The organism is Pseudomonas sp. 7-41 (genome assembly GCF_021233075.1).
Classification (GTDB): Bacteria; Pseudomonadota; Gammaproteobacteria; order Pseudomonadales; family Pseudomonadaceae; genus Aquipseudomonas; species Aquipseudomonas veronii.
In genome coordinates this window covers 380,835-403,854 of the sequence record NZ_CP089551.1, presented here as the reverse complement: position 1 = coordinate 403,854, position 23,020 = coordinate 380,835, and the positions used below count along the sequence as shown (strand labels likewise).

The window sequence follows — 23,020 nt, the reverse complement described above, 5'->3', positions numbered from 1 at the left end:
GTCAAGGGTTCCATTGGTTGGAAAGGGCCGGACGCACGGTTTTCAAGTCCGGGGAATTTTCCAGGAAGTTGTCCGGGTAGTAGCCAAAACTCGTGACCCCCTGGCGTTTGAGCACGCCCATCCATTCGGCCAATTGCGCACCGTTCAGGTCCGGCGCGGCCTTGGTGCGCCAGTCTTTGGCTTGCAGTTCGAATACGGTACGTTCCAGCGCACCAGGGCGCGCCTTGACCGTGGCGACCAGTTTTTCCAACCAGGCGTTGGAATTCTTGAGTGTCTCGCCTTCCATCAGCGGCATGGCCATCGGCGCAGTCCAGTCATAGGTCTGGAGGAAGTCGTCGAGGTTCTGCGCGAACCACGCTTCGCTCTGCGGGTTGAGCATCGGCTCGGCGAAGATATTGCGCGCGGTCTGCACCTGCGGACCACCGATGGCGCGGACCTTGGCGGTCAGCTCCTGGGTGAAGTCGATCAGGTAACGACTCTTGAAGCGCGTCCAACGCTGCATCACCGCCGGGTCGGCGCGCAGGGCCGCGATGCTGGCGGGCAGGCCGTTGGCGGCATAGACCTTGAGCGCGGCGGGGCTGGCGTCTTCGAAGTCGGACAGCAGCGCATCGTCGTGGTACAGCACGCCGTCGATGGCATTGTTGCGGGCCAGGTCCTCATAGATCTCGCCAATGATCTTGCGCACCTGCGGGTCGAACGGCGACAGGCGCTGGTATTGATCCGGGTCGAGGCCGACCTTGCCGGTCTCCGGGTCCCAGCGGGTCACGCGCGGCAGCTTGGGGTCGAGGGCGAAACTGAGCACCGGCATCCAGGCATACACGCTGGCATGGGCACGGGTGTGCAACTGCCAGGCGACACGGTTGAACAGGTCGGCACGCACCGGCAAGTGGCGGTTGGGGAAGTACAGTTGATGCACCAGGCCATCACCCTTGGGGTCGGCGAAGGCTTGCAGGAACACGGTGCCCGCGCCCATGTCCACCACGCGCTGCACCAGTTGGTCGAGGTTGCGCGCTTGTTGGGCCGGGTCCGGGTCGTAGACGTTGTCCAGGTCCACATGCAGCACCCGCAGCGGTGCCTGGGTTTGCACCGCGACGATGCTGTTGGCGAAATGTTCGCCGTCCGGGTCGGACGCCACCAGGAAGCGCGGGCTGTTCATCAGGTTGGACGAGCTGTCGAGGCCGTCTTCCAGGGTCAGGGCCATCTCATAGCCCTGCTCGCCGACGATCGCCAGCGAGGTGCCCTTGGCTGCGCCGTAGGGCCATACCCACACCCGCGGTGCCTTGCCGGTGACGCTGCGGATCTTGTTGGAGATCGCCACGACATCCGCGCGCATCCGCGCCTCGAACTGCGCCTGGGTTTCATAGCGGCCGGTGGCCGGATCGAAGCGCAGGGAGGTCGCCGCCGGCTCCAGGTTGCCCTGGGGGTTGGCCAATATCCCTTTGTGACTGGCATCGGTGTGCGCGGCGATTTCCACCAGACCCGAGCGGGACACTTCGCGGATCTGCGCCCAGGTCAGGAACTCACCCCGCGGGCGCGGTGAGCCGGCGAAGTCCACCGGTTGGTTCATCGGCGTGTCGATCCAGGTGCCAACCGGCGCGAGCAGGGCCGGCCAGTGATAGGCCCGCAGTATCGGCATCACGCGGGTATAGAAGCTCGAATAGCCATCATCGAAGCTGAGCATCACGGCTTTCGGCGGCAGCGCTGGACCGCCACGGCGGGCCGCGAGGATCTGGTCGACACTGACCGCCTGGTAACCGTTCTCCCGCAGCCAGGCCAACTGCTCGATCAAACGTTCGGTACGCACCGCCACCACCGCCTGGTCGGGGTCGCGATCCTCGACGTCGTGATAGGCAATGCCCAGGAAATGGTTTTTCGGCCACGGCACTTCGTTGGCCGGGGTCGGCCGCTCGGCGGGTGGAGTGAAAGGGGCGGGCTGCTGGGCACAGGCACTGGCCAGCAATACACCCAGGACCAGCAAGCAACGGCTGAGGACAGTCATGGTCAGGCTCTTCTAGAAACGGTAAGTGAGGTCGACGAGCAGGCGCAGATCGCGTTCGCGATCACCGTCATAGGGTCGACTGATCAGGCTCAGGTTGGCGCCGGCTTCGAGAACGTCGTTCCAGCGAAAGCGTTGGCCGTAACCGATCAAGCCGACACCGCCGGTGGAATAATCCCTCTGGCTATACGTACCCGCTCCGACTTGGAACTGCTGACTCCACTGGGTCTCGTAGCGGTGATAGAGCACATGGTTGACGGTGACGGTGGGCAACACGCTGAAGTCCGACTTCGGGTTGAAGTACACCGTGTCGGCCTTGCTGTTGTGGCTGGCGCTGACTTCCAGGCCCAGGTCCACTTGCACGCCCGGCGAGCTGTAGATGCCCTCGCGGCCAGTGAGCAAGGTTTCGATGCGGTCGTTGCCGTCGCTGAAGTGCGACGGGCTGAGGGACAGCTTCCACTCACGGCTTTCATTGGCGCGCCAGCGGATGAAGCCGCTGCCGCCGTTGGCCGTGATGTCGGCATTCAGCGCACGCAACGGTGTGGTGGCCGAGAGGTAATCGAGGCTGCCGCCGTATTGCCAGTTATCGTTGATGTCGCGGGCGATCGACACGCGCGCGCCTTGTTTGGAGCCAAAGCCGTAGGAGTGGTTGGACACCTCGGCTTCCAGGGTCATGTCGCGGGTCCGCCGCTCCACGCCCACGCGCTGCCAACGGTGCTGGCCGGTGCCTTCGGAAAAGTCGGCGGTGGCGTAGCCGGCGCCGGCGAACAGGCGCCAGTCTTCATCGATGGGCGGCGTGTAGATCACGCTTTCAATGCCCCAGTCACGGCTGCCGGTGACCGCGCCCACGTCGCCGTTATTACCGCCGCCATAGCTTTTGCCGGTGTAGGCCTCGACGCGCACTTCGGCCATGTCGTGGACGTTGCGCAGGCGCTGGAGACGCTGCACCTGGCGGCTGTCGGGGTTGCGGGCGATGACGTCGTCGGCGAGCACGTCGAGTTGGCGCCACTCCTGCAGATCCATGGCGGTGTAGGCCTGGGACACTTCCAGGCTGATGTCGCGCGGCACCTGGGCTTCGGTTTCCTTGAGGGTCGCTTCGGCGCGCCGTGGCAGGTCGCGGGCGCGGTACATGTCCGCCTGGGCCAGGCGCAGGCCGACGTTGCCCGGAGCCCGTGCCACCAGGGCTTCCAGGCCGGCTTCGCTGCCCGGCAGATCGCCCCCGTACACGCCGGACTGCGCCGACAGTTGCTGGGCATCCATCCATGCATCGTTGGGGTTGCCGATGGGCAGGCCTTTGAGTTCGACCCGCGGTTTCTGGTTGTCGGCGAGGGTAGTGGCAACCTTGCGGGCTTCGACACCTTTGTCGCTTTCCTGCAGGGCGTAGAACAAGGCCGTGCTGTCTTCGACCCGGTCATCGGGCTCGGCGTCGGTGGCGCTCAGTGCCTGGCGATACAGCGGCTCGGCCTTTTCCGGCTGGCGCTGGTCGAGGTAGGACGCCGCCACCCAGCGCACTGCGTAGGTCGGCAATTGCACGCCTTCGGCCGTGAGGGTTTCGTACTCGCGAATCACCTCGGCGGTGCGCGCCCGGGCCTTGAGTGCGCCCAGGCGGTCGATGCGCCAGCGCACCACGTCGTCATGGGCGCTGGCATCGGGGGTCCAGCGGGTGAGCAGTTTGTCGTAGTCCTGCAGGGCGCGGTCGGCGATCACGTAGCGTTCTTTCTCGGTGCGCGTGGCGAACTCGGCCATGCGTACCCGTTCGGCGGCCAGGTCGCCTTCGAGGCGGCGCTGGGTGACGGGGTCGAGCAGGCCCGGGCGCTGGGTCGCCAGACGCAAGGCCGGCTCCGGCAGGCGGGCCTTTTGCAGGGCGACGATGTATTCACGGGCGACCTCAGGCTTGTCGCCGGCGCGGATAAACGCTTGGTCGAACTCGAACAGGGCGTCGTAATTCAAGCCGGCGCGGGTCAGCGCGTAGCCCAGGGCCATGCGCCGGTTGGGGTCGTCGGGCTTGGCCGCGACCATTGCGCGGGTGCGCTGCACGGCCTCGCTGGCTTGGCCGCCGTCGGCCTGGGTCAACGCCAGGCCGAGTTGCAGGTCGGTATTGTTCGGTTCACGCAGCAACGCCTGGCGATACACCGCCTCGGCCTTGGCCCACTGCTGTTGGTTGCGATAGGTGCGCGCCACCGTGGCGAGCGCCTGGGGCGTGAGGTTGCGATTCTGGCCCTGGGCCTCGTACACCTTCAGTACTTCGGCGTCCTGGCCGGCCCACCCGGCGATCACCAGATGGTCGCTGACCTGGCCCGCTGTCTGCCGTTCGGCAGGCAACTGGCGCAGTTGGGTCAGCGCGGGGGTGAAGTTGCCGTTGCGCGCCTGAATGATCAGGGCGTCATAGGCCGGGTCGGCCACGGCGAAGGTGGGCATCAGCAACTGACTGCACAAGGCGACCCCGATGAGCAGTCGCAACCGGCCTGATGCACTGAGTGGAGGGTTTGGCAACATATCGCGAGCTTCCTTACACACGGAAAGCTGTAACGATAGGTGGTCCTGAGCAATTTGCTGCAGGGTGCCGGCGTCTCGGGACCCGGCCTAGCTTTCCTGTGGGAACTATCCCTCAAGAAAATAGGAAAAAGTCCAATTCAGAACAATTGTTCAGAATTGCCCGACATCCTGAAAAAAATCAATGTGGCGACGGACTTACCGAAGATAACGGGGCTTCAGCCAATCGCCATGGCGACTATTTGACCCGTTTCACCCGCAAACCCGCCCCCGCTTTTTTTATTTCTGACCGGTGCAGAATATTTTTACTGCGCGCCGCCCATCGCACCGACTTTGGACATGACGAAGGAGAGGAATTGCTCAACCGTCATCTTCTGGCCGTTGAACGTCACTTCGTTGTTGGCGTAGTGCAGCTTGGACACCACGTCGCTGCCGACCAGGGTCGCCAGTTGCGTACCGACGGCCATGCCGCTGATCATCTCGCTGGCCATCTGGGATTGCTGCTCGATGGCTTCAGGGTCGGTCACACCACCGAGCTGCGCTTGCAGGGCGGCAACGTCGGCGATCATCGGCTTGGACAGGCTCAGGTTGGCATCGAGCAACGCGATGATCTGCTTGCCCAGCTCCATCGGCGGCAGTTCCATGCTGCTTGGCTTGGCCAGGTCCACGACCAGGCTGAATTTGCTTTCGCCACGGGTGGTTTTCAGCGACAGGTTTTCCACCGCCACTTGCGGCTTGGCGGCCAGCAGTTGGTTGACGTTGGTATCGGCCAGGGCCTGCTCGGCGTCGCTCAGTTGCAGCTCGGGTACCGGTTCACCGGCGGCAGCGGCGGCCTGCACGGGTGCCATCTTGTCCTGATAGAGCTTGGTCAGCACCAGCATCGACGGCACGTCGACGTTCTTCATGCTCAGGGCCATGGCGGCCGAACCCACGGGTTTGCCCTGGTAACCGATCTCGTCGATCTTGTAATCGACGCGCCCGGCCAGGTTGTTGTCCTTGGTGTCGCTGGTGTCTTTCTGCTCGAAGCCCTTGAGGGTCAGCACGGCCTTCTGCGGGCCCATGGTGAGCTTGGTGTCGGTCAGTTCCACGGTGTTCTGCCCGGTGTAGAAACCGAACGTGGATTTTTCCAGGTTGCTGGCCACTGTCAGCCCGGCCAGTTCGGCTTCGAACGGCGAGCCATTGGCGTCGACGACGGCGACCTTGAGGCTGTTCATGTAACCGTCGGCCTTGACCTTCTTGCCTTCGGCGCTGCTGTCGAAGTTCAGGTTGGCACCGGAGAAGCTCACCGACGACTTGTCGTCCTTGAACGCCAGGGGCAGCAATTCGACGTTGCCGTTGACCGAGAGGCTGTAGCCGATGTTGGCCACGCCCTTGAGCGGCGACACGTCTTTGGCGGCGGCAAACCACTTCTCGGTGGTGGCGTTCTTTTCCAACTCATAGTGACTGGTGGCCATGACCGGCAGCCACTTCAGCGTGACCAGGCGCGACAACGGCAGCGGGCCGTGTTCGATATGGTCGACGAACAGCAATTCAGGGTTCGGGTTGTCTTCGCCGAAGACCGCACCTTGTGCTTTCAGGCGGTAATGGGCGGTGCTGCTGAACACGCCACGCTCCAGGGACACCAGCTCAAGGGCCATCGTGCCGTCGACGCCGGCCATGGAGGTCTTCAGTTCCTTGTTGGCGTTCTGGATCGCGGTTTGCAGCACCGGTTCCAGTTGCTTACCGGTGTACCAGGCGCCGCCTGCACTGACGACGCCAACGGCGACAACAAAACCCAAAAGAACGACTGCTGGCTTATTCATGAGGTGACCTGATCAAATCCTGTGAGAAGTGGGCTGTCTTCCTTGAACCCCGAGTGAGGTTGGCTCAAGCCCGCCGAAAAACGGGGGGAAGATTAGCACTGGCGGCCGCGAACGGCCCAGACTTTCAGAGGGATCAGTTCCACGCAAGTTCAGGAATATTCCGTTTCGATCTCGTCCAACTGGTGGTCGAAACTCTTCAACCGGGCAGTCCAGGTGTACACCAACACCTCGAATTCACGGTGTATCACGGCATTACCGGGGGTATCGACCTTGGGGTCGCAGAAGTCCAGTTGGTAGCGCTCGCGGGCCATCTGCGTGGCCACATCGGACAATTCCCGCGCATTATTCAGCCAATGCCTACCGTCGGCGACCTGCCGATCCAGCAGCACGCATTGTTTTTTCAGGGTCTCGAGGCTTTTTTCCAGGGGCGTGCCGGTCAGGTCGCCCATGACTTCCTGGAAGGTGCGCCCGGGCTGCCAATAGCTGCCCCAGAAATAGCGGTCGAACACGGTTTCGACCCGCCGCAGGGCGACCTTGGTGTCCCAGATCGCGACGCGGGTCTTGCCTTGTTCGAGGAGTTTTTTCTTCACCTTTTGGTTTTGGTAGGACGCCCAGGCGACGACGCCGATGGACAAGGTGCCGATCACCAGGCAGGCGCTGTCGAGAAACACCATGGCCGTGTCGATTCGGTGAGCGAGCATGACGCCGTAGAAGTAGGCCGCCGATAACAACACCAGTGCGAAGCACACGCACCAGAAAGCGGGAGCATAAGGGTTTTTCATTATTGGAATCCCCATGAGCAAACGCGAGCTGTGTCAGGCGGGCCCTCTGCCGGTCAAAAAGCATGGCGGCCCGCTTGTCAAAGCATAGCTAGCTGCTCAGGGTTTGCCGGGCTGTGAGGCTTGCGTTCGTCCGCTTTCCCAGCCGCCGCCCAGGGCCAGGAACAGATCGATCTGGCTCATGGCAACCTGGGTGTTGGCCGCCGCCAGTTGCGCGCGCACATCGGTGTAGGTGCGCGTGGCTTGCAGGTCGGCGAGGAACGATGCGCGGCCGGCCTGGAAGAAGCGGTGGGTCTGGTCTGCGGCTTCCTTGGCCGATGCGTCGGCTTCGGCCAGGGCATCGCGGCGCTGTAACTGCGCGGTGTACTGCGCCAGGCCGGTCTGGGTTTCGCGGATGGCGTTGAGCACCACCCCGTCGAAGTGCGCGAGGGCGCCCTGGGTTGCCGCTTCGGCTTCGTGGATGCGCGCGCGGGCGCCGTTGGTCGGCACGGTCCAACTGATCATCGGGCCAAAGCCCCAGCGGTTGGTGGCCGGCGTGCCGAGATTTTCGAGCAACCCGACCGTGCTGACCGAGGCGCCGATGCTGATGTCCGGGTACAGCGCGCCCGTGGCCACGCCGATGCGCGCAGTGGCCGCGGCCAGTTGGCGTTCCGCCTGGCGCACATCGGGGCGACGCTTGAGCAGCGTCGCGCCATCGCCCACCGGCAGCAGTTGGGCGATGTGCGGGAGTTCGGCGCACGTACCGGTGCCCGCCGGCAGTTGCGCCACCGGCTTGGCCAGCAGCATCGACAGGCGAAACAGCCCGGCCTGGCGCGCAGCTTCGTAGCGCGGCATGTCGGCGCGCAAGGATTTGTACTGGGTCTGCGAGCGGGTGACCTGGGTTTCATCGCCGCGCCCGGCGTCGCGCAGGCGCTGGGTCAACGTCGTGCTCTGGGCTTGCAGGTCGAGGGATTCGTTGGCGATCGCCAGCTCTTCGTTGGCCGCGCAGACTTGCGTGTACGAACGCACCACATCGGCGACCAGGGTGATCCGCGCAATATCGGCCGCGGCCTGGGTTGCGTCGGCGCTGGCCTGGGCGCTTTCGATGCCGCGCTGCAAGGTGCCGAACAGATCGAATTGATACGAGGTGGTGATCCCCACGCTGCCGATGTTGCCCACCGGGACTTTTTCCGAGAGTAAAAACGCTTCGCCGGACTCTTGCAGGCGCTGGGCTTCGGCCTTGGCGCCGGCGCTCCAGCCGCCGACGGATTCAGCCTCCTGCACCTGATAGCGCGCCCGCTGCAAGTTGGCGGCGGCGACGCGCAGGTCGGTGTTGGAAGCCATGGCCTGGCGCACCAGTTCATCCAGGCGCGGGTCGTTGTACAGCTTCCACCAGTCCGCCGGCACCGGCGCCGAGACCACGTTAGCGCCCTCGCCCGCCAGTTGCCCTTGCAGGTCGCCACGGTTCATGGCGGCCTTGTCCGGCAGTCGATAATCCGGGCCGACCACCTGGCAGGCTGACAACAGCACACCCAGCGCCGCGGTTGCCAAAATCTGCTTCATGGCTGGGCTCCGTCCTTGGGCTTGTCGCCGATGATCGACACCGTCGCGGTGCGCCCGGCGATCATGCGAAAGTCCGCCGGCACCTCGTCAAACGCGATACGCACCGGAATCCGCTGGGCCAGGCGCACCCAGCTGAACGCCGGGTTGACGTTGGGCAGCAGGTTGGCGCCGCTGCTGCGGTCACGGTCCTCGATACCGGCGACGATGCTCTGCACATGGCCGTGCAGGCGGGCGCCGTCGCCAATCACACGGATATCGACGCCCATGCCGACGTGGATGCCGTCGAGCTTGGTCTCTTCGAAGTAGCCGTCGATATGGAAGGAGTTGCTGTCCACCACCGACAGCACCGGGCGCCCGGCGGTGACGAACTCCTGCGTGCGCGGCGCACGGTCGTTGACGTAGCCGTCCACCGGGCTGCGGATCACCGAACGGTCGAGGTTGAGTTGCGCCGAGTCCACCGTCACTTGCGCTTCGGCCAGGGCCGACTGGGCACGGGCGACGCGGGACTGGCTTTCTTCCAGTTGCTCGCTCGGCACCAGGTTGCCCAGGCCACGGTTACGCTTGTACTCGCGCTGGGCCTGGGCCAGGGTTTCCTGGCGGTCGGCCACGGCGGCCTGGGCCTGGCGCAGGGCCAGTTTGAAGCGGTCCTGGTCGACGGCGAACAGCACCTGGCCTTTGCTCACCAGTTGGTTGTCGCGCACGTCGACGCGCTGGATCAGCCCGGACACGTCCGGGGCGATCTGCACGATATCGGCACGGATGTGGCCGTCACGGGTCCAGGGCGCAAACATGTAGTACATGACCATGCGCCATACGACGACGACCGCGAAGCTCACGATCAACAACGTCAGGACGACACGGCCGATGGTCAAAAAAGGTTTTTTCATGTCATCAGGTATCGACTGAGTGAGTCCACCGCGCCCAGCAACAGCGCGTAGAGCCCCACGTTGAACAATGCCCGGTGCCAGACCAGGCGATAAAAGTGCAGACGGGTCAACAACCCGTGCACCAGCAGAAACAACACGTAAGCAATGCCCATCAGCACCAGCAGCGTGGGCAGGAACACCCCGCTGATATCCAGATCACCGATCATAAAGGCGCTCCATCAGGCAGCGGCGCCTCGGTCTCGGTGCCGCCAATCAATTCCACGCCGGGCAACAGCGCCAGGCGCAGACCCGCCAGGGCATGCAACAGATGCAGGCGGGTGTCGTCTTCGTCTTGCAGGCCTTGGCCGTTGAGGGCGCGGCGCGTGCGGTCGAGGGTCATCAGCAGGCCGCTGGGCGAAGGCAAGCGTCGGCCCGCCTTGAGGCAGGCCTTGTAGTAAGCGCCGACGCCTTCCACCACTTGGCCGAGCAACACCCGCGGTACGCCGTAGATCCGTGGCGAGTAGGCCAGCAGGTCGAGCAGGTTCAGCGCCACGCGCAAATCGCGCAGGGCGACGCCGGTGTCATGGCCGATGATGGCCAGGCGCGGCAGGTGCTGCATCAAGCGGTCGAGCATTTGCGCGGCCAGGTGCCGTTGTTCGGCCAGGTTCGCCGGTTCGGTCAGGCCGACGATGTCGTGCCAGGTGAACCGGGTCAGGCGCTTGGCGGCCAACTCGGCACCGAAGGGCCGCGCGATCAGCGTCCACACAAAGGCAAACAGCAGGCCCACGGGCCCGGCCAGGTTGACGTTGGCGAAGTTGAGGAAGTCGGCGTCATAGGCGCCCTGGATGCTGATGAACGACGAGGTGTTCACCAACGTCAGCAGCATGCCCAGGTAGAAACGCGGTTGGACCGTGAGTGTGCCGATGCAGATAAACGGCACCGCGAACGCCAGCACCAGCATGGGGAAATCGTGCAGGTTGGGCAGCACCAGGAACAGATACAGGCTGGCGAACAGCACCGACATGGCGGTCCAGAAAAAGAACCGGTAGATCTGCGGTGCCGGGTCGTCCATCGACGCAAAGAAGCTGCAGGCGACGGCTGCCAGGATCACGGCGCTGCCGCCGTCGGTCCAGCCCAGCAGAATCCACAGCACCGAGGCGACGATGATCGCGGTGACGGTGGAAAACGCCGAGTAGAACATCAGGCCACGGTCGAGAAAAGGCGTCAGGCGGCCCAGGCGCCAGTGGCGGTAAACGGCGCGCCAGGTGTCCTGGCTCTCGCATTGGATCGCGGCCTGCAGGCTGCGGCAGTCTTGCCACAGGTCGATCCACTCACCCAGGCGATACAGGGCGTTGGAGAACAGCAGCGTGTGGCGGTCGTCCAGCGCTTCGCCTGCCGGTTGCAGCGCGTCGAGTTGGTCACGCAGGGTGCGCCAGCGCTCCAACGGGGCCGACTCGGTGGTGCTTTGCAGCCACTGATCCGTGGCCTCCAACAGCGGCGCGAGCGTTTCGAGAAACTCCGGCGCACGGTGTTCGATGGCGTATAGCGCATCGTCGAGCGCATCCACCACCGGCAGCAGGTGGATCATCCGCCCGCGCAGTTCCTTGGTGTTGCGCACCGTCTGCGGCCGGGCGCCTTCGTGTGGCAACTGGCCGATCATCAATTCCAACGTGTTGAAGGTGGCGACCATACCGCCGCGCAAGGCGCTGACTTCGTCGCGCGCCACGTTGCGGCTCATAAAGCGCTGGCTGTAGACCTGGGCGTCGCTGAACCACTTGGCCACCGAGCCATCGAACACCGGCATCAGGCGCCGCGGCCAGAACATTGCGCCGACCACCGCCGCCACCGCGATGCCAAGAAAGATTTCCTCGGTGCGCGCTTCAGCCACGTCCCACACCGTCAACGGGTTATCCACCACTGGCAAGGCGATCAGCGGCAAGGTGTAGCCGGCCAGCATCAGGGCGTAGTTGTTCGCGGTGCGCAGGTGCATGGAGAGAAACAGCAGGGTGCCCGTCCACAATGCAATCACCACCACCAGCAGGTAGGGCGATTGCACAAACATCGGCACGAACACCACCGCCGCCGCCGCGCCCATGAAGGTGCCGATCGCACGGTACAGCGCCTTGGAACTGGTCGGCCCGACAAACGGGCTGGAGACGATGTACACCGTGGCCATCGCCCAGTACGGACGCGGCATTTGCATGAGCATGGCGATGTACAACGCGATCATCGACGCCGCGAACGTGCGTACCCCGTAGAACCAGTCCTTGGCCGGCGGCATGCCGGTAAAAAATCCTCTCAAGATGCTGCAACCACAGGGTATTGATGCGCGACTTCAAAGGCGCGCAACACGCGCAGCGCAACCTCCATGTCCGCAGGCGCAATATCGGCCAGCACGTCGCGGCGCAGGCGCACCAGTTGCGCCTCCACCGCCTGTACCAGCTCACGGCCCCGCGCGGTGAGGCTCAAGGCCTTGGCGCGGCGGTCGTGGGTGTCTTCGCTGCGGCACACATAGCCGCCGCTGCACAGTTGGTCGAGCAGGCGCACCAGCGACGGGCTTTCCATCCCCGAAGCCTGGGCCACTTTGACTTGATGCACCCCGTCGCCCAGGCGGCCGATCATCAGCAACGGCACGGCGCAGGCTTCGGAAATACCGTAGCTCACCAGCGTGTTCTGGCAGATTTTGCGCCAATTACGGGCGCCCACCACCATGCTGCTGCTGAGGTTCATCTGGAGTTGTTCGAGGGTCTTGGGCACTGGATCGTTCGCATACAGTTAGTTTGCTAACTATCAATATGGTGGATGGCGCTAGATGCGTCAAGTTTTGAAACAAATTTAGCGGATGGGTGGTGTCGGTAAGTAAAGCGGCTTTCAGCACGAAGGTTGGATCTTCAACGATAGCCGCAACGCCGCATGACCCATGTGGGAGGGGGCTTGCCCCCTCCCACATTTGGATCGGTGTCGGCTTCAGGATTGCTGTGCTGCCTGCCATTCGGGCGTGGCGTGGGTAAGTAAAGCGACTTTCAGTGTGAGGGTTGGATCTTCAACGATAGCCACAACGCCGCATGACCCATGTGGGAGGGGGCTTGCCCCCGATAGCGGAGTGAAGGCAATACACGATTGACTGATCTGCCGCTATCGGGGGCAAGCCCCCTCCCACATTTGGATCGGTGTCGGCTTCAGGATTGCTGTGCAACCGGCTTATTGACCGCTCAGTCTCCTAAGTGGCTCTGCCGGAAAATATCAGCACCTTTTGCTCCACCGCCAGACGCTCCAGACTTTCACTGCCTCGGATACAACAACTAACGCAGCCATTAACACCACGTTGTAGTTGGGAACAAGCTGAGCACCCACTAGCAACAGCGAAACAGAAGGCACAATAAAAGCCAATCGCAAGGGTGTTTGAAGGTAAGTAATCCACCTCACCTGTTCACGTCCAAGAAAGAACAGCAAGCACGAGATCACAATGGAAACTTGCAGCAGCATGGCAAAGCCGAACATGAATAACTGCACAACGCTATGATCACGCAGCACCCATAAAGCACTTTCAAGATCACTTAAAAAAGGAATCCTTGCCTGTATTACGGCGGCCACTGCATAGCGAATCAGATAAAGGGCATCCATGGCTCCCCAAAACCAAAAAACATGCTTGCGCGTCATTTTCCTGCGTCCTTTGATCTTTTTTCCCCAGAACAACAAACAGGGGAAATATTGCATTCACCAAGAAGTTCACTCAGTCCCTGCAACGCATAAGGCGCACGGAAAAACTCCCTTACTTTGCTGCCGGCAAAATAGGGACTCTCGATTTTTGTGAGGTCATATTGTTCAATTTCAGCGCGGGGGATCAGTCGTTTCATGTTGTGTTCAGAAGAAGGAGTCAGCCCCGTTGATAAGGGTTCCTCACTCTGCCCACCATCATCCACTTCCTTTTAGTCGATAGGAAATTTCCCAACCTCGTGTATCACCCGCCCCAGCGCGCAGGTCGATTGCCATGGTGCGAAGCTTTCCAGAAAAAATTAACTGGGCCGCTTACAGCCCAGTTTTTTACCGCACACTAATTTTTTTACATTACGGCATTTCATCAAAGATTTTTTTTCACCTCTCAATCACGCCGCAACATCAGGTTCAACTCATCCACCACTTCAGCCCAATCCGCATCCTCCAGAATTTCCTCACGCAAAAACGCTTTCTGGCTATCCGTCCAGAAAAACGCATCGGCCAGTTTCAGGTCCGCCTTGAGCGGTGAGTGCGCGGTGACGAATTGCTCGATGCCAGCGGGGTCGTCGGCCAGGCCGAGTTGTTTGAACAGGGAGGGCAAGCTGTGTTCAGGCGATTGCATGATGAGCTCCGGATAGGTGGGTTTATCCGAGTCTAGCCCTCACCCACGGCAGGCGCGAGCTTGCGCTACAGGGTTTGCAACCAGGCCTGCAGTTGTGCGACGCATTGCTGCACGGATAGCTGGCCGGTCTCCAGGACCAGGGCGGCTTGCGGCGGCGGTTCGTAGGGTGAGCCGATGCCGGTGAACCCCGGCAGTTCGCCGCGTCGGGCGCGGGCGTAGTGGCCTTTGGGGTCGCGGCGTTCGCAGATGTCCAGTGCGGCGTTGCACCACACTTCCCGATAGTCCGCGCCCAGGCGTTCGGCGAGCACCGCGCGTAATTCGACCAACGGCGCGATCAGCGCCAGGATCACGATTTGCCCGTTGTCCACCAGCAACGCCGCCAGTTCGGCGGCGCGGCGGATGTTTTCCAGGCGGTCGCCGTCGGCAAACCCCAGGTCTTTGTTCAAGCCGCCACGCAAGGCATCGCCGTCGAGCACGATGCTGTGTCGGCCTTGTTCGAACAACGCCGCCTGCAGCCCTTGGGCCAGGGTCGATTTACCCGACGCCGGCAGGCCGGTCAGCAGGATCGCCACGCCGCGATGACCGTTGCGAGCCTCACGCTGGGCACGCGTGATGCTCGCGGTCGGTGCCACCAGGTTACTTGGCGGCGGCACGGGGCACCGGGGCGGCGATGTTGCCGGCGGCCCACGCCGATTCGCGGCCGGCCAGCGCGGTGGCGATGGACTGCACGCGGTCGGAATCGACCTGCTCCGGCAACGGGTCGAGCCCGGCGCTGGCGAAGATCTGGCCGTAGGCGTTGCGCAGGTCGGCGTAGGCCAGGTCGCGGCGCAGGTCGGCTTGCAGGGTATTGAGTTCGCCCTGGATCAGGTCCAGTTCGCCCAGGCCTGCGGCTTGGTGACGGTTGCGCAGTTGGGTGAGGATCTGCCCGTCGATGTCGGCCAGCTGTTCGTTGGTCTTGAACTGGCGCACGGCGTCCTGGAAGTTCGCGTTGGCGACGTAGAGTTGCGCCAGCACCGCGATGGACATGGCCTGGCGCCGTGCGGTGGCGACTTCTTCGCCGGCCTTGGCGACGTCGATGGCCGCCGGGGCGGAGAGCACGTTGAACAGGTTCCAGGTGACCTTGGCGCCGTAGTCGGCCCAGCGGTTGTCCACCAGGAACGAGTTGCTGTCGTAATGCCCACCGGCCGAGAATTCCAGGCCCGGCAGCAGGCGCAGCATGGCCTTGCGGGTTTCGGCGGCGCTGATGCGGGTCTGGTAGTCCTGCTCGCGCAGTTCAGGGCGGTTGGCCAGGGCTTCCTGTTCCAGGCTGGCGAAGTTGACCTTGAGCTGCGGCACGGCGTAGTCGTCCGGCGTGGCCAGCTTGAGGTCGGTGCCCATGGGCAGGTTGATCAGGGTCGACAGTTCAGTCTTGGCCAGGGAGAGCGCGCGGCGCTGTTCCTGCAATTGGCGCGTGGCTTCGATCAGCGAGCGCTGGTAGCCCAGGGCCTGGATCGGGTCGCCGATACGCTGCTCGCTCATGCTTTGGCTGTTGCTCTGGGCCTGGTCGACCCGCGCCATCAGGCTGTCGATCTGGGTCAGCAGGCGTTCGGCCGCGACCGCCCGCCAATAGGCCGAGCGCACATCCTGGACGATGGTGTTGATCACCTTGCGGCGCCGCTCCTGGACGATCAGGCGTTGGTCGCCTTGCTGCTTGGCACTGATGTAGCTGACGCCAAAGTCGAGGACGTTCCACACCATGGTCAGGTCGGCCACGCGACGGTCGCGGTCCTGGGATGTCGACGGTTCCAGGGACTGGGTGCCGGTGCGAACACTCTGGCTGCTGGAGGCGTTGGTGTTGTTGCGCCCGGCGTAACCGGCGGACAACGCCATGCGCGGCAGCATGTCGAAACTGGCGAGGTCGAGTTGGCGCTTGGCCAGGGCCTCCTCCATGATCTTCAAGCGCCCTTCGAGGTTGTATTTAACCGCCCGGGCCATGGCCTGGTGCAGTGTCAACGGGCCGTTCAATGGCTCCTGATCCTTGTACATACCGTGCAGGTCGCTGCGGGCTCGCTGCTCACTGACACTGCGCTCAATCGGCTCGCTGGTGACCGCACAACCGCTGATCGCCAGCGCCAGCACGCTGGCGCCGAACAACTTATGAACTGTATTCATCCTTGGACTGCCCCTGTTACTGCGCCTTGATTTAAGTGTGTCAGGCCTGCATTTCGCTGATGCCGACCTGTTGCAATGCCTTCGCCAGGTCAATCACCTGACGCTGTTCCACGTCTTTGATCTGCTGCAATTGCTGGCCCAGGGTCGGGGCGCCGAATGCGCCCCGCAGGCCTTGGGCCGCGTCACCGCCGCCCTGGATCGCTCGGCCGTCGAACGCCTTGAGGCCACTGTCCCCGCCACCACTCTCACGATTGAACAACCCCGACAAGGTGCTTGAGCCAAACACCCCTCCATCGCCGCCGCCAAAACCGAGGAAGCCCTGCGCGCCGCCGTTCGCGCCACTGTCGCTGTTGAACACCTGGGCAATGAAGCTGGGCGCCAAGGCACCGTTGCGAATGAAGATGTTACCGATAGGCGGCAAGCCCGCGCCCATCTCGCGCTGTTCGAACAACGCCGGGAAGCCAATGGGTGAACCCAGGTCGCCCACGGGCCGGCCAAACACGATCGGTTGCAGCGGCACATCCGGCGCGCCGGGTGGCGGTGCCGGCTCGGTGACGCGGAACAGCGGGTCGCCGGTCAGGGCAATGGTGTTGATCGCGTAGTTGTTGGAATTGGCATAACCGCTGCCAGCGTTGCCCGTCATGTCATTCACCAGGCCCGTGTCGAGGGTGATGAAGTTGCTCGGGTCGTTGAGGTTGGCCGTCGGTGTGAGGGTCGCGGTCCAGGTTTTGCCGCCGTCGTTGCTGGCCAGGTTGGACAAGGTGCCGTTGGCCACGCTGAGGTCATCCAGCACGAAGCCGCTGACTTTTTCACTGAAGGTAAACGTGACGGTGGTGGTCTGGCCGACGGTCAGGTTCGGGTTGGCAATGGTGATGGTCGCCGTCGGGCGTTCGCCATCGATCACGAAGTTGTTCGAGATCGCAATGCCGCTGCCGGCGTTACCGGCAGCATCGTTGACCTGGCCGGCGTCCAGCACGATCACGTTGGTCGCATCGGTAATCGCCGCCGTCGGGGTCAGGGTGGCGGTCCAGGTTTTGCCGCCATCGTTGCTGGCCAGGTTGGACAGCACGCCATTGGCCACGCTCAGGTCAGACAGATCGAAACCGCTGACGGCCTCGCTGAAGCCGATGGTGACGGTGGTGGTCTGGCCGATGCCCAGGGTGCCGTTGGCCACCGAAATGGTCGCGGTCGGGCGCTGGGTGTCGATCGCATAGTTGTTCGAATCGGTGCTGCCGCTGCCCGCGTTGCCGGCGGCGGTCTGTACGCCGCTGTTGTCCAGGCTGATCAGGTTGCTGGTGTCGGTCACGTCGGCCGTCGGCGTCAGGGTCGCGGTCCAGGTCACGCCGCCGTCGCTGGAGCCCAGGTTGCTCAGCACGCCGTTGGCCACGCTCAGGTCGGCCAGGGTGAAACCGCTGACAGCCTCGGAGAAGGTGATGGTCACCGGGGCGGTCTCGCCGGCCTTGAGGGCGGTGTCGCCGACCACGATAGTCGCCGTCGGCAGCACGGTGTCGATGCTGTAGTTGGCCGAGTCGGTCGTTCCCGTACCGGCGTTGCCGGCCAGGTCGGCAATGCCGGTATTGGCCAGGGTGATCACGTTGCTGGCGGCGCGGATACCCGCCGCCGGTGTGAAGAGAGCCGTCCAGGTGATGCCGCCGTCGCTGCTGCTGACCGCGCTCAGGGTGCCATGGGCGACGTTCAGGTCGCTGTTGTCAAAACCGCTGACGGCTTCCGAGAAGGTGACCGTGACCAAGGAGGTTTCGCCGGCACTCAACACAGGGTCGGCCATCACGATGGTCGCCGTTGGCCGCTGGCTGTCGATGGTGTAGTTGTTCGAGTCGGTGGTGCCGCTGTCGCTGTTGCCCGCCAGGTCGGCGATGCCGGTGTTGTCCAGGGTGATCACGTTGCTGGTGTCGGTGATGCCGGACGTCGGGGTGAACGTCGCGGTCCAGGTCACGCCGCCGTCCGCGCTGCTCACGGTGCTCAAAGTGCCGTTGTTGATCGTCAGATCGGCGTTGCTGAGCCCGGTTACCGCCTCCGAGAAGGTGATCACCACCAGTGAGCTGTCACCCACGCCGAGGGCCGGGTTCGCGACCACGATGGTGGCCGTTGGGCGCACGGTGTCGACGGCGTAGTTGTTCGAATCGGTGGTGCCGCTGCCGCTGTTGCCGGAGCCGTTTTGCACACCGCTGTTGTCCAGGGTGATCACGTTGCTGGTGTCGCTGATCGCGCTGCTCGGCGTGAAGGTGGCTCTCCACGTCACGCCGCCGTCGTTGCTGCTGACGGAGGTCAGCGTGCCGTTGGCGATCGTCAGGTCGGCGTTGGTAAAACCGCTGACCGCTTCGGAGAAGGTAATGGTAACCAGCGAGGTGTCGCCGATTTTCAGGGCATTGTCGGCGACGACGATAGTTGCGGTTGGCTGCACCGTGTCGATGGTGAAGTTGCCCGAGTTGGTGACACCGCTGCCGGCGTTGCCGGCCAGGTCGGTGTAGCCGGCGTTGTTCAGGCTGATCAGGTTGGTGGTGTCGCGGACGTTGCCGGTCGGCGTGAAAGTCGCCGTCCAGGTCACGCCGCCATCCGCGCTGCTGACTGTCGAGAGGGTGCCGTTGGGTGCGTTCAGGTCGCTGTTGTCAAAACCGCTGACGGCTTCCGAGAACGTGACCGTGACCAGGGAAGTTTCGCCGGCACTCAACACAGGGTCGGCCATCACGATGGTCGCCGTTGGCCGCTGGCTGTCGATCATATAGGCGTTGGACGACGTGGTGCCAGACCCGACGTTACCGACGCCGTCGACCACGCCGGTGTTATCCAGGACAATGTGATTGTTGTTCTGAGAGACGCCTGCCACAGGCGTCAACGTCGCGGTATAGGTGATGTTGTCGCTGGTGCTCAGGCTGCTCAGGGTGCCATTGTCGGTGGTCAGATCGGCCAGGCTGAACCCGGTCACTGCTTCGCTGAAAGTGATGGTCACCAGCGACGAGCCGCCGATCCCCAGGTGGTCGTTGTTCACCACCACCGTCGCGGTCGGACGTTGGGTGTCGATGGCGTAGTTATTGGAATTGCTGGTGCCGACGCCGACATTACCCGACACCGCCGCCTGGACACCGCTGTTGTCCAGGGTGATCAGGTTGGTGGCGTCGCTGATCGCGCTGCTCGGGGTGAACGTCGCGCCCCAGGTAATGCCGCCGTCGCTGCTGCTGACCGCGCTCAAGGTGCCATTGGTGATCGTCAGGTCGGCATTGCTGAAACCGGTCACGGCCTCGTTGAACGTAATCATCACTTGGGAGGAGTCACCGATTTTCAGCGTCGGGTTGGCCACCACGATGGTCGCCGAAGGCAACACCGTATCGACGGTGTAATTCGCCGAGTTGGTGGTGCTCGCGCCTGCGTTGCCGGACAGGTCGGCGATGCCGGTGTTGGCCAGGGTGATCACGTTGCTCGCGCTGTTGGTGTTCGTTCCTGGGGTGAAGGTCGCGGTCCAGGTGATGCCGCCGTCGGCGCTGCTCAGGCTGCTCAGGCTGCCGTGGCTTGCCGTCAGGTCGGCGAGGGTGAAGCCGGTCACGGCTTCGCTGAAGGTGATCGTCACCAGCGACGTTTCGCCAGCGGTCAGCGCCGGGTCGGCGACCACGATGGTCGCGGTGGGGCGCACGGTGTCGATGACGTAGTTATTGGAGTCGCTGGTGCCGGTGCCGGTGTTGCCGCTGGTGTCGCTATAGCCGGTATTGTCCAGGGTGATGACGTTGGTGGTGTCGGTGAGGTTTGCACTCGGCGTGAAGGTCGCGGTCCAGGTGATGCCACCGTCGTTGCTGCTCACCGCACTCAGGGTGCCATTGGACACCGTCAGGTCGACATTGGAGAAACCGACCACGGCTTCCGAGAAGGTAATGGTCACCAGCGAGGTCTGGCCAATGCCCAGGGAGTTGCTCGCAACCACCAGGGTCGCGGTCGGACGCACGCCGTCGATGGCCACGTTGTTCGACGTGGTAGTGCCGCTGCCGGCGTTGCCCGCCACGTCCTGGACCCCGGTGTTGTCCAGGGTGATGTGGTTGCTCGCGCTGACGATACTCGCCGTCGGGGTAAAGGTGGCGGTCCAGGTGGTACCACCGTCGTTGCTGCTGACCGCACTCAGGGTGCCATTGGACACTATCAGGTCGGCGTTGGTGAACCCGGTCACGGCTTCACTGAAGGTGATGGTCACCAGCGAGGTCTGACCGATGCCCAGGTTGGTGTTGGCGAACACGACAGTCGCGTTCGGCCGCGCGGTGTCGACCGCATAGGTGTTGGAATTGGTGGTGCCACTGCCGGCGTTGCCCGCGCCATCACTGACCGCGGTGTTGTTCAGGGTGATGACATTGCCGGTATGGGAGGCCCCAGGGGTCGCAGTCAGGGTTGCGGTCCACGTGAGACCACCGTCGTTGCTGCCCAAGTTGCTCAGGACGCCGTCGGCGACCGTGAAGGCGCCGACGGTGAGCCCGGTTACCGCCTCGCTGAAGGTGATGGTCACCAGGGACGTGTTACCGCTGATACTCAGTGCGGTATCGGACACCACAATGGTCGAGGTCGGCAGCACCGTGTCGATCGCATAGGTGTTGGACGTGGTCGTGCCGGTACCGGCGTTGGTCGCGGTATCGGTATAGAGGGTGTTGTCCAGGGTAACGACATTGCCGCTGCTGCTGTTGCTGGCGCTTGGTGTCAGGGTCGCGGTCCAGTGGATATTGTCACTGGTGGTCAGGTTGCTCAGGGTGCCGTTGGACGCCGACATGTCAGTAAGGCTGAAACCGCTCACCGCTTCGCTGAAGGTAATGTTCACCGTCGAGTTGACCGTGGTGCTCAACGTCGGCGCAACGACCGTAACGGTCGCGGTTGGGCGCACGGTATCGATGCTGAAGCTGTTGGACGAGGTGGTGCCGGTCCCTGGTGTCCCCGTCGACGTGGCGGTGACGCCGGTATTGTCGAGGACAATCTGGTTGGTGGCGCTGGTCACGCTCGCGCTCGGCGTAAAGGTCGCGGTGTAGGTGATGTTGTCGCTGGTAGTCAGGGTGCCCAGGGTACCGTTGCTGATCGTCAGATCGGCGCTGGTAAAGCCGGTCACGGCCTGGTTGAAGGTAATGGTCACCTGCGAGGTGCTGCCGATGTGCTGCGCGGTGTTGCTGACCACGATGGTCGCGACAGGGGCCGGACTGTAAGCGGTGTTCGCCGTTCCGCCGATATCGTTGAACAGACCGTTGACTGCTGTGGGTTTGCTGCCCGCCGAGGCGTTGGTGGCCAAGCCTCCGTTACCACTGGCACCGGTGTTGGCCGAACCGCCCAGCGCCGCGAAGTTGGCCGCCGTGATCAATACCGTGCCTTTGTTCCAGATGGCACCGACACCCAGGCCACCGTCACCGCCATTCAGAGTAGTGCCGCTGCCGGCCGCCGAACCACCACCGCCGCCGCCGCCGGCACCGATGTTACCGGTAATCGAGCTGGTGCCGACGATGGTCAGGGTGGCGCCGCTGGCGTTGTAGATACCGCCAGCCGCTCCGCCGCCCTTGCCACCGGCACCATCCCAGCCGGAACCACCCCCGCCGCCGCCGATCGACAAGCCGCCAGAGGTCGCTGTGCCGCCAGCGGAACCGTTGGTATAACCGTAGATGCCGGTCGAGCCGGCACCACCGCTGCTCGAGCCGCCGTTGCCGCCCATGGTGCTGTAGCCCCCACCCTTCCCACCCTGGTTGGGGGTGCCCGCAGTTCCGGCGTAGACACCGCTCCCGTTGCCGGTACTGCCACCACGCCCGCCGTTGCCTCCGCCCACCGCGCCGCCGCCGCCACCGGCACCGCCGAAATTGCCATTGACCACGCCACCGCCACCACCGCCACCCGAGGCTGCGTTCTCTGTCACGCTGACGTTATTGAGGGTCAGGTTACCGAAGTTACTGATCCCCGCCCCGAGCAAATTGGCCGCGCTAATACCGCTACCGCCATTGCTGCCGTCGCCAGCCGCCAAGCCCTTGGTAATGACCAGGCCGTCCAGGGTCGCGGTGACACCGCTGTTAACCTTGAGCACCTGGGTCTTGTACTGCCCGCTGATGGTCACATCGGCAACACCATCGTTGTTCAGGTCGCCATCGATGGTCAGGTTTTTAGCGATGACCAACTGCGTGTCCAGATTGACCGTCATGCCCGGGGTGCTGAAGGTGACGGTCTCGCCGACACCCACATCGGTCAGGGCCTGGCGCAGTGTGCCGGCACCGCTGTCTGCGGCGCTGGTCACCGTGATGTTTGCCAGGCCGTACTGATACGCCGACATCGCCTGGTACGACAACGCCGTATGACTTTCGATGGAGCCGGTGGCGACTTCCAGGGTCCAGTCGCCGCCCAGGCCGGTGCGGTTGGTGGACGCGGCAACATCGCGCCCGGTCAGTTGCGCCAGCGAGTCGACAAAGTTGATGCCCTTGTCGCTGGCGGCGGTGTTGCAGGCGTAGATCAGGATATCGCCGCCCACGTTCATGTCCTGGCCGATCTGCGCCAGCACTTCGCTGCGGGCTGCGACGTTGTCGGCGGACAAATAGGTGCTGCCCAGCCACAGATCACCGGCATTGCCGTGGGCGATGATCTGCACCGAGCTGACGCCCTGATGGCTGCCCAGGTAATCGGCGATCTGCTGCAGGCCGTCCTTGCTCGCATCCAGTTGCACCACTTGGGTGCCGGGTGCGACGCCTTTGAGCAGCTCGGCGGAATCCTTCACGCGGGCATCGACAAACACCACGCTCTGCCCCGGCACGGCAACCGGTGCGGGGGTGGCGGGCGCGTCGGACTGCGCGTGGCTTTCGCTACCGGTGGCGGCGTGTTCGGTGGTCGTCGGCGCCTTGGCCGCAGCATCTGCGGTGGCGTGGCTGTCGGCCTGGGCCGCATCGGCCACGGTGGCGGCCACTGCGCCGTCGAACAGCATGCGCGGTTCCAGGGACATAATCATCGGCGTCGCCAGGGTGCTGGCATTGGTTGTTGCTGGCCGTGCCTTAAGGTTGTTCCACCACATGCTGCTCACCCGTTGGTCGAATGCTGATTTGCGCAAT

At 63.6% G+C, this 23,020-nt stretch carries 15 protein-coding genes; all 15 read right to left on the bottom strand.

What is annotated here, in order from left to right; all coding sequences use genetic code 11:
• Position 1: 1 nt before the first annotated feature.
• The 15 genes from pgaB to LQ249_RS01705 all read right to left on the bottom strand — a co-directional run bounded on the left by pgaB (position 2) and on the right by LQ249_RS01705 (position 22,983).
• Positions 2 to 1,999, bottom strand: a complete 1,998-nt coding sequence (pgaB, locus tag LQ249_RS01775; RefSeq protein ID WP_046385107.1) for a poly-beta-1,6-N-acetyl-D-glucosamine N-deacetylase PgaB — start codon at positions 1,997 to 1,999, stop codon at positions 2 to 4.
• A gap of 12 nt (positions 2,000 to 2,011) precedes the next feature.
• Positions 2,012 to 4,492, bottom strand: a complete 2,481-nt coding sequence (gene pgaA / locus LQ249_RS01770; protein ID WP_057006045.1) for a poly-beta-1,6 N-acetyl-D-glucosamine export porin PgaA — start codon at positions 4,490 to 4,492, stop codon at positions 2,012 to 2,014.
• 302 nt (positions 4,493 to 4,794) lie between these two features.
• Complete coding sequence (locus LQ249_RS01765; RefSeq protein WP_126587699.1) at positions 4,795 to 6,291, bottom strand: YdgA family protein; 1,497 nt, start codon at positions 6,289 to 6,291, stop codon at positions 4,795 to 4,797.
• Positions 6,292 to 6,440: 149 nt separating this feature from the next.
• Positions 6,441 to 7,073 (bottom strand): hypothetical protein, encoded by a 633-nt coding sequence (locus LQ249_RS01760; protein WP_026139839.1) that lies wholly within the window; start codon positions 7,071 to 7,073, stop codon positions 6,441 to 6,443.
• A gap of 96 nt (positions 7,074 to 7,169) precedes the next feature.
• The gene (locus LQ249_RS01755; RefSeq protein ID WP_046385110.1) at positions 7,170 to 8,612 is read right to left on the bottom strand and encodes an efflux transporter outer membrane subunit; all 1,443 of its coding nucleotides are present in this window, start codon (positions 8,610 to 8,612) and stop codon (positions 7,170 to 7,172) included.
• Complete coding sequence (locus LQ249_RS01750; RefSeq protein ID WP_017845524.1) at positions 8,609 to 9,499, bottom strand: efflux RND transporter periplasmic adaptor subunit; 891 nt, start codon at positions 9,497 to 9,499, stop codon at positions 8,609 to 8,611. The genes LQ249_RS01755 and LQ249_RS01750 overlap by 4 nt, the downstream gene beginning before the upstream one ends.
• Positions 9,496 to 9,705, bottom strand: a complete 210-nt coding sequence (locus LQ249_RS01745; RefSeq protein WP_046385111.1) for a DUF1656 domain-containing protein — start codon at positions 9,703 to 9,705, stop codon at positions 9,496 to 9,498. The genes LQ249_RS01750 and LQ249_RS01745 overlap by 4 nt, the downstream gene beginning before the upstream one ends.
• Positions 9,702 to 11,780, bottom strand: coding sequence for an FUSC family protein (locus LQ249_RS01740; RefSeq protein WP_057006042.1), 2,079 nt, complete (start codon positions 11,778 to 11,780; stop codon positions 9,702 to 9,704). Before LQ249_RS01740 ends, LQ249_RS01745 begins: the two co-directional genes overlap by 4 nt.
• Positions 11,777 to 12,208 carry a MarR family winged helix-turn-helix transcriptional regulator gene (locus tag LQ249_RS01735; protein ID WP_017845527.1) on the bottom strand — a complete coding sequence of 144 codons (432 nt, stop codon included), beginning with the start codon at positions 12,206 to 12,208 and terminating at the stop codon, positions 11,777 to 11,779. Before LQ249_RS01735 ends, LQ249_RS01740 begins: the two co-directional genes overlap by 4 nt.
• Before the next feature lie 513 nt (positions 12,209 to 12,721).
• Positions 12,722 to 13,138 carry a hypothetical protein gene (locus LQ249_RS01730; protein ID WP_169882130.1) on the bottom strand — a complete coding sequence of 139 codons (417 nt, stop codon included), beginning with the start codon at positions 13,136 to 13,138 and terminating at the stop codon, positions 12,722 to 12,724.
• Complete coding sequence (locus tag LQ249_RS01725) at positions 13,135 to 13,335, bottom strand: hypothetical protein (RefSeq protein ID WP_128192268.1); 201 nt, start codon at positions 13,333 to 13,335, stop codon at positions 13,135 to 13,137. Before LQ249_RS01725 ends, LQ249_RS01730 begins: the two co-directional genes overlap by 4 nt.
• Before the next feature lie 245 nt (positions 13,336 to 13,580).
• Positions 13,581 to 13,817: a DUF2789 domain-containing protein gene (locus LQ249_RS01720; protein WP_177030626.1), complete on the bottom strand. Its 237-nt coding sequence runs from the start codon at positions 13,815 to 13,817 to the stop codon at positions 13,581 to 13,583.
• A gap of 65 nt (positions 13,818 to 13,882) precedes the next feature.
• Positions 13,883 to 14,470: an adenylyl-sulfate kinase gene (gene cysC / locus LQ249_RS01715; protein ID WP_201021698.1), complete on the bottom strand. Its 588-nt coding sequence runs from the start codon at positions 14,468 to 14,470 to the stop codon at positions 13,883 to 13,885.
• Positions 14,454 to 15,968 (bottom strand): TolC family protein, encoded by a 1,515-nt coding sequence (locus LQ249_RS01710; RefSeq protein ID WP_232566137.1) that lies wholly within the window; start codon positions 15,966 to 15,968, stop codon positions 14,454 to 14,456. Before LQ249_RS01710 ends, cysC begins: the two co-directional genes overlap by 17 nt.
• Positions 15,969 to 16,008: 40 nt before the next feature.
• The gene (locus tag LQ249_RS01705) at positions 16,009 to 22,983 is read right to left on the bottom strand and encodes an Ig-like domain-containing protein (RefSeq protein WP_232566136.1); all 6,975 of its coding nucleotides are present in this window, start codon (positions 22,981 to 22,983) and stop codon (positions 16,009 to 16,011) included.
• Positions 22,984 to 23,020 lie beyond the last annotated feature (37 nt).